Consider the following 13,727-nt stretch of genomic DNA (forward strand, 5'->3'; position numbering starts at 1 on the left):
GTTCAGGGCTGACGCTGAGCCACAATAAACAGCCGCGGGAAAGCCAGCAGTATCTGCCCGTTTTCCTGGAGTGGATACTGCTCTTCCAGCAGTTCGTGATAGCGTTTCAGGAAACGTTTCTGCTCGCTCTCGTTCAGATCCTGGAGCCACGGCCGCAAACCGGTGGCGCTGACCCAGTCAATAATGGCCTGGTGCGAGCTCATTTTATGGAAATAGGTTGTCCGCCAGATATCCACATCGCAGCCGGCCTCCGACAAGATATCGTAATAGGCATGTACGCCTGGCAGAGGCTCGCGACCGCGGTCAGGATAGTCCTGCTCCAGCGCCACTTCGCGCATCGCTACGTGAGTGGGCTCGAGCCAGTTGTCAGGCATCTGGATCGCCAGTACGCCATTTAGCGCGAGCAGAGAGACAAGATGAGGCAGAAGATCGTAATGGTCAGGAACCCATTGCAGCGAAGCATTGGCATAAATCAGACTCAGCGGCTGGCCAGGCTTGTACTGGCGGATATCGGCCTCAACGAACTGGCAGCCGGGCAGTGCACTGCGCGCCTCTTCCAGCATGGCTGGTGAGTTATCGACGCCGACGATCTGAGCTTTCGGCCAGCGATGGTGCAGCAGCGCCGTGCTATTGCCCGGCCCGCAGCCCAGATCGGCGATGGTGGCGACGTCATCGAGGGGAATTCTGGCAAGCAGCTCAGCGGCGGGGCGCGTTCGTTCGGCGCCATATTGCAGGTAAAGCGAAGGGTTCCAGTCAGCCATCTTCAGATCTCCGTTTTGCGTGTTTCAGCAAGGATAGCACAGGCCGACACCTGCACCGGGGCAGGCGTCGAGAGCGGCAGGTTACAGAATGCCTTTTAGCGCAATATGATAGAGCAGCATGATGGTTTTTCCGTCGACGATCTTGCCCGCATCAATTGCCCGCAATGCCTCTTCAAAGGGCATTTCCAGTACGTCGATATCTTCTCCCTCCGCTTTGATACCGCCGCCTGCGCTGGTTTTGTCCTTCGGCTGATACTCGGCAAGATAGAAGTAGAGTTTCTCCGTGACGGAGCCAGGGCTCATATAGGCTTCAAAGATTTTCTGCACGCTCGACACGTTAAACCCGGTCTCTTCTTCCGCCTCTGCTTTAATGCGGCTTTCCGGATCCATGTTATCGAGCAGGCCGGCCGCCGCCTCAATCAGATCGTCCTCATGGCCATTAATAAAGACCGGGAAGCGGAACTGGCGGGTCAGAATCACCGTTTTTTGGTCACGGTTGTAGAGCAGGATCGTGGCGCCATTTCCCCGGTCATAAACTTCACGCGTTTGCCGCTGCCATTCGCCATCGCGTCTTTGCAGGTCAAACGTATATTTTTTAAGTAAGTACCAGTTATCGGACAGCGTTTCACTGTCAATGATGCGCACATCTGCACGTTTTGATTGCACGTTTCATCCTCCTTACGTAGAGTAACTATCAATAACAGCATTAACGTGCAGTTTCAAGATTAAACATGCAACATCAGGAATCCATGATGCTCACCAGTCAGCGAAAGCAGTTGATCCTCGAAAAGCTCGGCACCGAAGGTCAGGTTCAGTCAAAAGCGCTAAGCGTTCTCTTCGACGTCTCTGAAGACACCATCCGACGCGATTTACGCGAGCTGGCGGCAGAAGGGCGTTTACAACGGGTTCACGGCGGCGCGCTGCCGTCGTCTTCCGCTATTGTGCCTTTCGCGGAACGACAGTCCGTCAAAATGGATGCCAAAAGAAAGGTGGCGCAGAAGGGAGCGCAGCTGATCTCTTCGGGCCAGGTGGTGATCGTTGACGGAGGAACGACCACCTCAGAGCTGATCGCCTTCTTACCGCATGACCTGCGTATTACCGTGGTGACGCACAGTCCGAGCATTGCTCTGGGGCTTGTTAATCATCCTTACATCGAAGTGATTCTGATCGGAGGCCGTTTGTATAAGCATTCGATTGTGGCCATCGGCGCGGCGGCTATTGAAGGCATTGAGAACATTCATGCGGATCTGTTCTTTATGGGCGTGACCGGCATCCATCCGGAAGCAGGGCTGACGACCGGTGATTTCGAAGAGGCGTGCATCAAACGTGCATTTTCCGGCAGAGCCGCGGAGACGGTTGTCCTTGCGTCGCCGGAAAAAATAAACACGGCGTCATCATTTGTAATAGGCGATGTGTCCCTGGCAAATACGATTGTCGTCGAAGGCGATACCGATCGTGGCTGGGTGAATGCGGTATCGGAAAAAGGGGTATCGATCGTGCTGGCTACCGCGTGAGCCAGCCAGAAAACTGGCTGGCGCGGGCACCGTTAAGCCTGAGGAATGCTTTCAAGTGCGGTATAAATCGTGAGGCCGTGTTTACGGGCAACCTCTATGTCCATATCCGCGCCCTGAGACGCGCCGGCAATACGATAAATCGCATCGCACTTTGCGATGAGCCGGTGCGCAATGGGATATAGCATCGATTCTGCGAACTCATCGGCTACAGACTTTGAGCCCGCGGCCTTCGCCAGTGGAAGCGCCAGCCATTCACCAATCACCGGAACGTGGCCGAGCTGGTAAACGGCTAATGCAGCACGTTCAAGACGGGCAAGATTTTCATCAATGCGGGACTGAACGCCTTCGGTTCCGCTGCGATAGGGGCCGGCAATTAAAATCAGCTGTTGTGTCATAGATACCTCTGTCAATGTGATTGCATGAAATTGCACGTTTACTACCAATACCATACGGGATTGTTGCATCGTCATGAAACACTTTCGTGCATTATCGTGCAAAAAAGATGCATAACAGATCATTTAATCGCTTCTGACAGAAGGGCTGAGCTACAGACTTTCCGGCACATGGCACACCGCCTCGATATTATGGCCATCAGGCGAGATGACAAACGCGGCATAGTAATTTTCACCGTATGACCTCAACCCCGGCCCGCCGTTATCACGTCCGCCGGCGCGCAGGGCGGCATGGTAAAACGCATCGACCTGCTGGCGCGTGTTGGCCACAAACGCCAGATGCAGAGGAGCAGGTTTATCATTTGTCTGAAAAAGACAAAGCGAAACGTCGCCTGAACTCATTTCGACACCGTAGTCTGGCGTCCCTTCATCGATGAGTTCTACGCCAAGCGGCTTAAGCGCATGGAGAAAGAAGGTTTTACTTTTTTCATAATCACTGACGCCAAATTTCACATGATCGAACATAATAGCTCCTTAAGGGGTGCGAAAGATAAGGAGTATAGAAGTGAAATCAAACCGAAGACGAAAAAGAGCCTATCAGTGTGACAGAAATCAATGTTACATGGTAACCACAAGCGCTTATCGCTTCAATAATCAGTGCATACAAAATAGGGAACCGGCGCAGTTGTGAATATCCAGGCACCATTTTTAAGGTTTTTTATTCTGATATGATGAGCCGGTACAGTATTGGAGAGATAAAAATCAGGAATAAAATTCTCAAGAATTGATTTATCTCCAGGCGTGACGTCTAAAACACCATCGCTAATTTGACTGAGTAAATATTCCCCTTCTTTTTCCCTGTAACGGAATTGTTTTGACAAACTCACCTCGGAGATCTTCATCTCGCTCTCATAATACTCACCGCTAAGCGTCAAAAAACCCTGTCCATCTTCCATATGGTAGTTTAAAACCGCGCTTAACAATTTGTTATGGTTATGTAGGTTCACATTAGCCGTACAATAGAAGCCATCACTTGAGATATTATTGTCATTGCCCAGGTAGCCAGCGATACCTGAAGAAACAATCAACACGACAGCAATTATATATTTTAATGGAGTCACGCTCATAACCACACCTTAAAAATAATAATCAGAACTGCATAACACATCGTCTTTTTTACTTTCTTTTAAAAGAAAGTCAGTTGAGCATCGTAATATTAATGTTTTTGACGCTGGCGGATAATTAAAAATGAACCACCACTTTTGTTCTCCGCACGTGATGTTATTCCTATTGAGAAACTCATAAAAATACGAGTCGTCACGTAATGATTGGTTTCTGTATATATGGCAATCACCATTCAGATGAAGTGCGGAGAAGGTGGGGCGAATAAACTTTTCGCCATCCTTTTGCAGACGTTTCCCAGCCTCAAAAGAGAGTAGAGATAGCACTACGGTGAGAAGCATGAGAATTAATACATATTTCTTCTTTTTTTTAGAATTTACCTCCGCACCAGTCATGTGAGGTACATCAATGGCAGGCGTGATGTGCTGACCAGGTGCTGGAGGAGTTTCTGGATTGCTTTCATTTTCAGCATGTAAAAAACTGGTGGATAAAATAACGAATCCACGCTTAGGAATGGTTTTAATGATATCTCCTGATAAACCTGCTTTGACGAGGCTTTTCCTGAGAATAGACAGGTTCTGATAAATTGCATTGGTAGAAACGTTAATGCCACGGGATTGCCATGCAAAGGCGTGAAGCTCATTGAGTGATACCGTTTCATCTTTATTCTGCAACAAAGCGAGCAAGCAAAGACTGGCTGGAATGGCCAGGGTGACCTGCGTCTCTCGCCGGTCATTTATGCACAATGAATGCGTAGACGAATCATAGATGACTTTGTCTTCAAGAATAAATTTTGCCATATCCGTTTATATGCCGCAGTAGTAAGCCACTAATTACTCAATAAAAGAATATCATGCAATTTTAAAATGTACAATTCAATACACTTGAAAAGGTTTCACGAAACCTTCACAGCACGCCCATTACCACATAAGCCCGTGAAAAATAAGGAATTAAAAATTAAAAAAGCATTCAGAATTTTATGAGTTGCTTCTGGATTGTCATTTTAAGAATATTAATAGTAAAGAGGGCGACAAAGCCTTTCAGGTATATAAAGCTGTGTGTTTAACTACCTAAATATGAGAAGAAGATGTGAGAAGTGCAGACAAGACAAAATCATATTCGAAAGTCCTTAACGAATTAACTAAAAAGAATTTAACAAAAACCCTTCAGTTTTATGGATTTATAGAGTGCGCAAAAATACTGCGTTTTCTTTCACTAATGGTAGAGGGTGAAACGTTGGACTTGCCAGCCTTGAGGTATATACTTGCAAATCTTAACGAATGTATTAATAAGCACGCTCGTGATTACAGGGATGAGGTTCACCTCAACTATTTTCACTCACTTTTTGAACTGCGAACCAAAATAGAGTTTGTGACATCTGTTAACATTACTTAAAACTTTAATCTCATGAGTTATCATAACTATGTCTGAAACTCCAAAGCTTTTCACCAGTGAACACACAACTAATGCATGTATTGTTCTTACGGATAATTATTATCTTTATTTTGGGGTAGCATCAAGCTTACCGGATTACACATGTATTCATGTGCCATTAACTGATTACAAAGCTATCAACATTGATTGTTCCACTCCTTTTGTTCTCATTGATAGTAAAATATTATTTATTCGAGCATGGGGTAATTTCACGGCACTGTTTGAGCGTTACCCACTAGGAAGGTTTGTTTGGTTACCCTGTGGTCCTAAAGAGCGATATTTACGGGATGACGCCTTAGCTATACGCTCTTGCGATCTGTGCGATATTATGTCGTTTCGAAATGCTATAGAAAGATGTTCGGCCGAGAACATGCTTGCGCTGGGGAAAAAGAAAGTCCTTTCAAGGATAGAAGAGCGATTTCTGGCCTGCTTTTTGACGGGAATGACAGTCGATGAAATCTCAATATTTCTGAAGAAACAGACAAGCTATAGCTATGCTCAACGAAGTAAGCTGTCTGAGATCATCGGCCTAAATAATTCATGCTATCTTTCATTTCATCTGGAAAAAATGTCCGCTTATGTTCTCTACTATAATGTCCTGCAAGTTGTATAAATTTGTCTTTAAAGTCGCTAAGCCTGTAATTCTCATCTTTTGCCTGGCTGTTTCATTACCAGCTCTTGCTACAGGAGGAACTGACTCACCGAGTATAACTTTACATATAAGTCATAAACAATACTCAGCTATGTTAGGCCAGACCGATTATGCATTTCCGGATGAGGTGGCTTTACCTCTGGCGGACTTTATCATTGGGGATAAAAATCCCCCAGTGAGTGTGCAGGTGGTGTGGACCGATAGTTGCACTCCGTTAAATGGTACTACAGGTTTAAATATTAGAGCGCAAGGTATTAAGGATCTCAAAGAAATAGCTGATAGCCTGCAAATCCCTGATGAATCAGCGCTTATACATTCCACAAGGCTATGGTTTACAGTTAATAAATCAGCTCAGCCAATGACCCCAAAACAACAATACGAATGTGATTTATTGGGATCACAAAGCTGGTCTAATTCGTTTAACAAAAAGCCGGTAACCAGACTTATTCTCTCTTTCGATACAGAAAAGTCTGCCTGTAGTATTTCTACGTTAGGTTCCTTACGTCTACCGCCGGTGTCAACGAATAATAAACGTTCGTTTGCTGAACTCCCAGTTACGGTGACCTGTAATAATTTTGATTCACCCCCTAATGTCTACTTGACGCTAAAAGGAGGGCAGGGGAGCAATGGTGATAGCCTGTATGATGACAGTAACGTGATGATGGAAGCGCTGTACAATGAGACAGGGCAGCGCTGGAAAGCAGATGGGGAAATGAAATATGAAGTGGGTGAAGTCGATTCCGTTAAAACCATTACCCCCATAATAAGCTCGGCCCTCAAGGAGCGGGCACATGCTGGGCAATACAGTACTTCTGCAACGATTACGCTCGACGTTGAATGAGAACCCAGGTGGGATAAGTATAAAATACAATAGCCTGCTATTCTTTCCATAAAAAACCGGCCTTACCAGGATGACGGTAAGGCCGGCATTCGCTTTCCCTTCTTATTCGTATGTCATATTCAAGGTGGCTATTCCTGATGCGGTTCCCGGTTTAACGGGCCCAGTTGATACAAGTTCAGCCATAAAAGGCATTTCAATAGATGTACCATCACCACCAATTTTATACTCCATCTTTCCCGAGTTCGGCCAGTTCGGTATGAGAGGGGATTGGTCCGGTCCCGCCAGCAACATAAACGCCACATTTTTAGCGGCGTTGTCCCCAGACTCAGTATTTGCAAAGGCCTGATGGTTGAGTGTGTCCGCAGTGCCTGTAGCTGAGACTTGAACACCGGCCACGTTTTGACAGCCTGTAAGCCTAAGTGTGAATGGACGCTTGGCAATTCCACCTTCGTTCAGATTTTCCGAACGAACTTTGTCAAAGTTGATATTGATTCCGCTGGCTGTATTCCAGTCTGGAACGCAAGTCGATTCCGTCACTGTCGCTGTAAATCTAACATTTGTTGAGGCGGGAGCATCGGCATACGCATCAGAATATGTTGCAAACAGCGCGACCGCGATGGCACAGGCTGAGACAGTTTTTCTTACATTATGCATCATACTTATTTCCTTCTTTTTTGTGGTCTATGAGTGATTGTGGATCCCCACTGATAAAATTCGGCATCTGAGGTCAACGGCACATCTCCTGCACCTGAACAAGCCGAGCCGTAAGAACCTTTTCCGTCAGGTGGTAATACACCGTGCACCGCTCATCTGGAGCATCGCCCCATTTAGCGTTTAACTTCCCGTGGAGCGGGAGGCCCGTTAACCACACCTGACCGTTGTCTCCGACAAGCCCGCTGGTATTGCCACTTTCTGCACTAACTGTCGTCCCGAAAGGCAAAGGCGCGCCATTGTGCGTTAGCGTAAACAGCCCATGGATCCCCGTATGCGTGATAAAACTGGCGATGACCACCGCGCCGCGTGTTGGAACAACACGGGTTACGGCATTCTCAATATCCGTATGATCATCAAGTTTGCTGATATCCAGGGCGACCCTGTTTTCTCTGTATGGTCCGGCATACGGTACAACCGTGTAACCACGCCCGTCGGTGCGGATACCGATGTTGCTTTCCACGGGTATGCCTGCTGCACCCGGCGCAGCAACCAGAATGCTGGTTTCACCCAAAGGCTGGCTCAGGGTCAGACCGTGGCTGTGCACGATAGCCCCACCGGACATGCCATAGCGGAGCTGCCGGTAGTCCTGGCTATACCCATATCCGAGGGAGGCGTTCCCGGTTCCGCCCTGATAACTCAAGCTGGCGTCACCGCTTGTGCTTTCTGCGCGGCCATAACCCTGCGTCACGCTCCAGTCGAGGTTGTCATCATCGAGGGCGGTCCCGCTCAGCCCTACCTGGTGGCTGATATTCCCGTCCGTGTTCTGGCTGGCGCTGTAGTTGACCATCAATTGATGGTCGCGGTCAGTGACAGCGTCATGTGAAAGCAGGGCCAGTAATGGCATTGACGTTGAGAGCCAGAGCGTCTTGTCGGCCTCCAGTTGGCCACTGATATGGCTATCCCCCCATGAGAGGCTGTAGCTAACAGGGCCAATCGTGCTGCTGAAGCCTGCTTGCACCGTGTCAGAACTGGCGTTGTTCTGCCAGTACGTCTGATGGCTGGCCGTAACGAACAGCGAGCCGAACGCAACAAGCTTCTGGGAGAGACTGAGCTGGATACGCTCACGCCTGCTGTTGTAGAGGTTATAGTGGCTTGCCCAGTTGTGCTTAACCGGCCTGCCATCAGCATCGTTCTCATTATCGTTCTGCAGCCAGCCGGAAATGTCCTTGAGCGCGACATCCGCCAGGGTGTAAAAGCCTTGGCTGGAGTAACGGTAACCTGCCAGCTGAAATGATGTCCCCGTTGATGCCAGCGAGCTGCCATACATGAAGCGCAAGGACTGGCCCTGATGGCGTGAACCATCCGCAAGGGTACTGTCGGACTGACTCACATCGGCTGACACCGCACCCCATTGCCCCATGCTGAGGCCCGTTCCGACGGCTACAGCGTCGTAATTGTCAGCATACTGAATGCCTCCATAGGCCGTGATGTTATGAGCCAACCCCCAGAGTAACGTTCCCTGCGCAAAGGCTGGTGCAGCATAGCGGTCGCTGCTGCTGCGGTAGCGTCCCGCAACCAGGCCAAAGCGAACATGCCCCTCACGCTGCAGAATGGGAAGGGAAGAATAGGGCACGGTGAAGCTGCGTTTCGTTCCATCCGCCTCAGTCACAGTGATATCAAGATCGCCACCTGACGAGAGCGGGAAGAGATCGCGGATGACGAAAGCTCCCGGAGCCACAAAGGTCCTGTAGACTTCGCTGCCGTTCTGCCGGATGCTGACCTGGGCGTTACTGTTTGCTGTTCCTCGAATAACAGGGGCATAGCCTCGCATGTTGTCAGGAAGCATTCCCTCATCCGTTACAAGTTTGATGCCCCGGAATGAATTAGTATCAAACACGTCTCCATTGGTATTGCTATCACCAAGCGTCAGTTCGCTTTGCAAAGGAATAATAGTTCGCTGTATATAGGTGCTAAGATGCTGCCAGCGATGCACATTGCTGTATCGGTTGCTGTTATCACTCCATGTACTGACGTCGTGTAGTCTCCAGGGCCCGACGTTCAGGCCGCTGGTCAGATTAAGGTAGCTGCTGCGACTGTCGCCATAGCTGCCCCGACTATCACTGCCGCTAAACTGGTAGCTCAACAATGCCGCGTTAATACCTTCATCCCACTGTTCCGGAGGTATCCAGTCTTGCGGCTGGCTGTTCATCGCCGCCTGCGGAATACTGATATCCAGACGCATTTTCTGAAAGTCGAAGGCCGTATAGGCTTGCGGGATGAATTGCCCGGGTGATACACACCGATCTTCAGGCAATGATGCCAGTTGGGGAAAAGCGGAAACGTTTACTCCCATGCGGGCAAGGTCGCGCCGATTGAGGCAAGCCATCAGGTCGGTACTGTCGTGAATATCTTCCCGGTGGGCCTCATTAGGTACCGTGTCAAATTGCAGAGGTTGTGAACGGAAAAAAATGCCGTTCAGATAAATATCTACCGGGTAGCTCCCAGCTACTTGCGCGTGCCCCGTCTCAAAACGTGAAAGATCTGCAACCGCATGCGGATCGTCAGACAGCATGGCCGGATCAAAATGCAATCCGGCAAAGGCGTTACCGAAGATTCCTCCTCCAAGGAGAATGAAAAACCGACTGCATCTGAAAGACATACCATTCACCCGGTAAACTAAAGGCATCACGTCAGAATCAACTGAAGCTATTTAATTGCTGTCTCATTTGCTGGCGTGATGGTGCCGTAATCGTTAACGGTACGGTAAGAAACTGTGCTTCCGTGGTCAGCCGGCAGAGACTCTGTCGCCGTTCCAAGAGGCGAAACCATGAGGTCTTTTAGCGCTTTCCTGCCAGTCGTCACCGCCGTCAGCGTCAGGTAATAAGGAGAGGTATTACGGATAACCAGCTCCGAACCCTGTTGATGAAACTCCAGCAGCGAAGGAGCCATGTCCGGGGAGGGTTTCAGCCCGGAAGGGCGCACAAACAGTTTTATTCTGTTGGCAAGGGCGAAATGCAAGACGTCGTTATTGGCTTTGTTAGTGTCATCGACCGAAGGAATGGCTCTGGCAGTAAAGTAATAAAGCGTTTCACGGTCTTTTGAGAGAGCTCCGCCTGTATGAATAATACGTAATGTGTTTTCATTTTTAGGGCCACTAAGATAAAGCGGTGGCGTCACAATAAAGTCTGAGGTTTTATGTCCTGACGCATCCTCAACCCAGGATTGCACAAGAAAGGAGTCAGTAGCAGAAGAGTTAATTATCGCCAGATTTACCTGCTCAGAGCTCTGCGGGTAAACAATGCGTGTCCCCATAATGGAAATCCCCCCCTCTGCCAGAACCGGTTGGGTCAGGCAGGCAAAGATACCAGTAAAAATAATTGCCAGTGATTTTTTTATGGCACACTTAGAACCGGAAGACATCATTATTCTCCTGTCTGTCAATACCAGGACATCAGTAAAAGTACGAACGTAAAAAAAACAACTGCATGTGGCGGGAAGTATAATGAAGGTTGAATGGCATGAGCAATATTTCCTCAGCGATCAAAAAATATATTTTTTAACATATCATCGGAGCATTATATGATATCCTTATGAAAACAATTTGTTTTGTTTAACCTTTAAAAACAATGAGTTAAATATCTTCGCGTAGTCATTGATAAACAGATCCGCAACAAATATTGCGTTCGTTATAAACACTCAATAGAAAGTCTGTTTATGGTCCGTTTAAAAGGTAAAATCGTAATGCCATTTGATTCCTTATATACTTGACGCAATTCACTAAACAATGAGGGAAAGAAGATGGATCATTTGATTAAGAAAGGTATGTGCATTGCGTTAATTCTGTCCGCAGCAGGGACTGTACAGGCAGCGGATAAAACTCCCAATGATAACTTTTTTACAGGGATTAAAATTTTTTCCGAAAAAGTGGCTCAGGGGAGCCAATGGGACAGTACTACCGGTGAAGCCAAGTACATGGTGAGCTATAAAGTCTCACTTGATAACTTTTCTAATAAAAGTATTGAGCCGGGAAAAAACAATAAAATGTGCTTCTTCCTCTTTGATAAAAGCGGAAAATCTTTCATGAGCACAGGCATTGAGCTCGAAATGTTGAAAAAATACAAGCCGTTAGACAACAGAACAGGTATGGTTTATTTCGCCAGCTCAAACCCTGATGTGCTGAATATGCCATTCGTGCGATTCGGGATTGGAAAAGACTGTATCTCTGAATGATAAAATCAACACCTGCAGTTGATGCAGGTGTATACTCACACTTTTATTTACACTGTTCCATCATTGACAGGATGGATTTATGTAACTCAGGATCGCGAGGTGCATAGTAAAATTCAATGGAAGTCTGTTTTTCGCTGAATTTACTGACTTCGACCCAGGCAACATCGGTATAATCGCTATCCTGGAGATTATATCTTTCGCTACCATCAGGAAGGGTATCATCAAATTCCAGCGATAAATGTTCTCTGGAGGATGCGTACATAAGGCAATCTGCGACCTGGCTTTTAGGATGATTGATATAGAAGGATGCCACTTCCGGATGCGTTCCAACTTTACCCAGATCCACGCAACCGCTTAGACACAGAGCGGGGAAGAGTATAAGAAGTTTATTCATATAGCGGCGCCTCACTGCTGATTGTCAATCAAGAACGCCAGTTCACCCCCGCGCGCTATAACGCACAACCGCTACATAGCAACCCGTTTCCGTCCAACAAATATCCACCGCAGATAGTCGTATAGCCAGTTAAACAGCATTGTGTATGGCAGAAAAAACAGTACCAGACTAATCTCAACGAAAAATGCCTCAGTCATGGTTAAATTCAGCATAACCATCGCGACGGGGATTAGGGTGACGATCAGTCCTGTTTCAAAACCCACCGCATGTATAGTACGAACGAGAAATGTTCGTTGAAACTGATGTTTTTTTTGCAGGGAGTCAAAGAGTTTATTAAATACAAAATTCCAGGCCGTTGCGGTAAGTGCAGATATCACGGACAGGGAGCCTGACTGGAGTATCGACACGTTCATTAGCCAGGCAAGCGAAAGCGCGATGATAACGTTAGCTATCACTTCAAAAATGACAGCATGGAAGATTCTCTCTTTAATACTTTTATTTAATTCAATTTCCATTTGCTTAGGGCTGCGTTTTTCAAAAGCTGAAGTATATCAGACATCGTTCAACTCTTTCTAAACGTACAGGTTAGGATTATGTTAAATGCAGCCCATACCCGCTAATGTGGAATGCACGGCCTCAATAAGAGGGGTATGCGGTTCATGGCCTAAAAAGGTAATCAGTTTTGAATTATCCATCTCTATTGTCTGCTTCCAAAGATAGCGCATCTCCCGCATTTCATGCAGCGTAGCGTTAAAGGTACTCATCGCAGAGATAAGCCACCAGGGAAATGACTTTACCTTCGCCGTAATTCCGGCACGCTCCGCGACGTGCTTTATGGCTGCGGTCATCGCTGTCCCATCAGGATCCCAATGCCCGCGCATATGGAAACTGGCAAACGGTTCGAGCTCATCCCGACGCGCCAGCAGCGCTGCGAGCGTTTCGGCGACATCCGGCAGATAAGCCCACTGATGACCTGCGCCGATTTTTCCGGGGTTTTTAATTACCTTCGGCGGATGCCCCGGTTTGACTAATCCCTGTGAAAACCAGCTGTTGCCAGCATGGGGACCAAAAAAGTCGCCAGCCCGCAAAATCAGCACCTTTCCGCCACGCTGTGCATAGGCTGCGAGCTCTTGCTCCATTTGCATACGTATGACTCCTTTTCGGGTAACCGGATCCTGAAGGGAATCCTCGCGTAAGAGAGGAAAAGCATCAGGGCCGAAGTTATAAACCGTCCCCGGCAGAACGATTAATGCACCGTTTCGCTCCGCTGCGCTGATGGTGTTATGCAGCATGGGCAAAATGACGCCCTTTATTTTACAAACACTTAAACAGTTCCCACAGATAAACCGCGAACTGTTTACCGTGCGAACCGACAGTGATGTTGCGCAATTAAACCTCATACGCGCCGGGGCAGGTATCGGTATGTGTCAGGTTCAGCTCGCCGATTTTTCTCCGCCGTTACAGAGGATAATGCCTGATTTCTTTGCGTTTCATCTCGACACCTGGCTGGTGATGCATGAGGATCTACGCCATAGCCAGGCCTGTAAAACGGTGTTTGATTTTCTTGCTGAGGGTTTACAGGCCTATATCAACAGGGCAAAACGGTAAGCCATGCACTGTGAGATGATCAGCGTGACGATAACAGCACTTGAGAAGACACACTCAGAGGCCATTATCATCCAGGCCAAGGATGTCCACAAAACGCCAGATTTCTCCTTATTTCATATTGGTGC

15 protein-coding genes and 2 pseudogenes are annotated in these 13,727 nt (G+C 47.8%); 5 read left to right on the forward strand and 12 right to left on the reverse strand.

Translation table 11 applies throughout. From position 1 onward, the window contains the following. Positions 1 to 2: 2 nt before the first annotated feature. Positions 3 to 761: a trans-aconitate 2-methyltransferase gene (gene tam / locus HBM95_11395; protein ID NIH43537.1), complete on the reverse strand. Its 759-nt coding sequence runs from the start codon at positions 759 to 761 to the stop codon at positions 3 to 5. A gap of 81 nt (positions 762 to 842) precedes the next feature. Beyond that, entirely contained in the window at positions 843 to 1,427 is a 585-nt protein-coding gene (locus HBM95_11400) for an NUDIX domain-containing protein (protein NIH43538.1), read from the reverse strand. Between the two features lie 86 nt (positions 1,428 to 1,513). Here HBM95_11400 and HBM95_11405 point away from each other — a divergent pair, with 86 nt between their 5' ends. Then, positions 1,514 to 2,275: a DeoR/GlpR transcriptional regulator gene (locus HBM95_11405; GenBank protein NIH43539.1), complete on the forward strand. Its 762-nt coding sequence runs from the start codon at positions 1,514 to 1,516 to the stop codon at positions 2,273 to 2,275. Positions 2,276 to 2,307: 32 nt separating this feature from the next. Here HBM95_11405 and HBM95_11410 read toward each other — a convergent pair whose 3' ends face one another. The 4 genes from HBM95_11410 to HBM95_11425 all read right to left on the reverse strand — a co-directional run bounded on the left by HBM95_11410 (position 2,308) and on the right by HBM95_11425 (position 4,589). Further along, positions 2,308 to 2,670 (reverse strand): DUF4406 domain-containing protein, encoded by a 363-nt coding sequence (locus tag HBM95_11410; GenBank protein ID NIH43540.1) that lies wholly within the window; start codon positions 2,668 to 2,670, stop codon positions 2,308 to 2,310. 150 nt (positions 2,671 to 2,820) lie between these two features. Then, positions 2,821 to 3,192 (reverse strand): VOC family protein, encoded by a 372-nt coding sequence (locus tag HBM95_11415; GenBank protein ID NIH43541.1) that lies wholly within the window; start codon positions 3,190 to 3,192, stop codon positions 2,821 to 2,823. Positions 3,193 to 3,314: 122 nt separating this feature from the next. Next, on the reverse strand, positions 3,315 to 3,794 hold the full coding sequence (locus HBM95_11420) for a hypothetical protein (protein ID NIH43542.1): 480 nt from the start codon (positions 3,792 to 3,794) through the stop codon (positions 3,315 to 3,317). A 9-nt stretch (positions 3,795 to 3,803) separates the two neighbouring features. Further along, the gene (locus tag HBM95_11425; protein ID NIH43543.1) at positions 3,804 to 4,589 is read right to left on the reverse strand and encodes a transcriptional regulator; all 786 of its coding nucleotides are present in this window, start codon (positions 4,587 to 4,589) and stop codon (positions 3,804 to 3,806) included. 623 nt (positions 4,590 to 5,212) lie between these two features. Here HBM95_11425 and HBM95_11430 point away from each other — a divergent pair. Both HBM95_11430 and HBM95_11435 read left to right on the forward strand, forming a co-directional pair. Further along, on the forward strand, positions 5,213 to 5,836 hold the full coding sequence (locus tag HBM95_11430; protein NIH43544.1) for a hypothetical protein: 624 nt from the start codon (positions 5,213 to 5,215) through the stop codon (positions 5,834 to 5,836). Beyond that, positions 5,829 to 6,716 carry a hypothetical protein gene (locus HBM95_11435; protein NIH43545.1) on the forward strand — a complete coding sequence of 296 codons (888 nt, stop codon included), beginning with the start codon at positions 5,829 to 5,831 and terminating at the stop codon, positions 6,714 to 6,716. The genes HBM95_11430 and HBM95_11435 overlap by 8 nt, the downstream gene beginning before the upstream one ends. A 102-nt stretch (positions 6,717 to 6,818) precedes the next feature. On the opposite strand, the gene HBM95_11440 is transcribed toward HBM95_11435, so the two are convergent. From HBM95_11440 to HBM95_11450, 3 genes are all read right to left on the reverse strand, one after another. Beyond that, positions 6,819 to 7,373 carry a type 1 fimbrial protein gene (locus tag HBM95_11440; protein NIH43546.1) on the reverse strand — a complete coding sequence of 185 codons (555 nt, stop codon included), beginning with the start codon at positions 7,371 to 7,373 and terminating at the stop codon, positions 6,819 to 6,821. A gap of 70 nt (positions 7,374 to 7,443) precedes the next feature. Beyond that, positions 7,444 to 10,029, reverse strand: coding sequence for a fimbrial biogenesis usher protein (locus HBM95_11445; GenBank protein ID NIH43547.1), 2,586 nt, complete (start codon positions 10,027 to 10,029; stop codon positions 7,444 to 7,446). Positions 10,030 to 10,076: 47 nt separating this feature from the next. Further along, positions 10,077 to 10,790, reverse strand: coding sequence for a fimbria/pilus periplasmic chaperone (locus HBM95_11450; protein NIH43548.1), 714 nt, complete (start codon positions 10,788 to 10,790; stop codon positions 10,077 to 10,079). Between the two features lie 378 nt (positions 10,791 to 11,168). Between HBM95_11450 and HBM95_11455 the strand changes: the two genes are divergently transcribed. Beyond that, positions 11,169 to 11,600: a DUF4354 family protein gene (locus HBM95_11455; GenBank protein ID NIH43549.1), complete on the forward strand. Its 432-nt coding sequence runs from the start codon at positions 11,169 to 11,171 to the stop codon at positions 11,598 to 11,600. A 43-nt stretch (positions 11,601 to 11,643) separates the two neighbouring features. On the opposite strand, the gene HBM95_11460 is transcribed toward HBM95_11455, so the two are convergent. The 3 genes and pseudogenes from HBM95_11460 to HBM95_11470 all read right to left on the reverse strand — a co-directional run bounded on the left by HBM95_11460 (position 11,644) and on the right by HBM95_11470 (position 13,298). Further along, on the reverse strand, positions 11,644 to 11,994 hold the full coding sequence (locus tag HBM95_11460; GenBank protein ID NIH43550.1) for a hypothetical protein: 351 nt from the start codon (positions 11,992 to 11,994) through the stop codon (positions 11,644 to 11,646). A gap of 71 nt (positions 11,995 to 12,065) precedes the next feature. After that, a complete protein-coding gene (locus HBM95_11465; GenBank protein ID NIH43551.1) occupies positions 12,066 to 12,509 on the reverse strand; it encodes a PACE efflux transporter in 444 nt (147 codons plus the stop codon). An 81-nt stretch (positions 12,510 to 12,590) separates the two neighbouring features. Next, positions 12,591 to 13,298 (reverse strand): annotated as a pseudogene (locus HBM95_11470) (NAD-dependent epimerase). Between HBM95_11470 and HBM95_11475 the strand changes: the two are divergent. Continuing rightward, positions 13,297 to 13,602: pseudogene (locus HBM95_11475) on the forward strand (LysR family transcriptional regulator). The pseudogenes HBM95_11470 and HBM95_11475 overlap by 2 nt on opposite strands. The last annotated feature ends 125 nt before the right edge of the window (positions 13,603 to 13,727 follow it).

This window comes from Enterobacter asburiae (assembly GCA_011754535.1).
Classification (GTDB): Bacteria; Pseudomonadota; Gammaproteobacteria; order Enterobacterales; family Enterobacteriaceae; genus Enterobacter; species Enterobacter cloacae_N.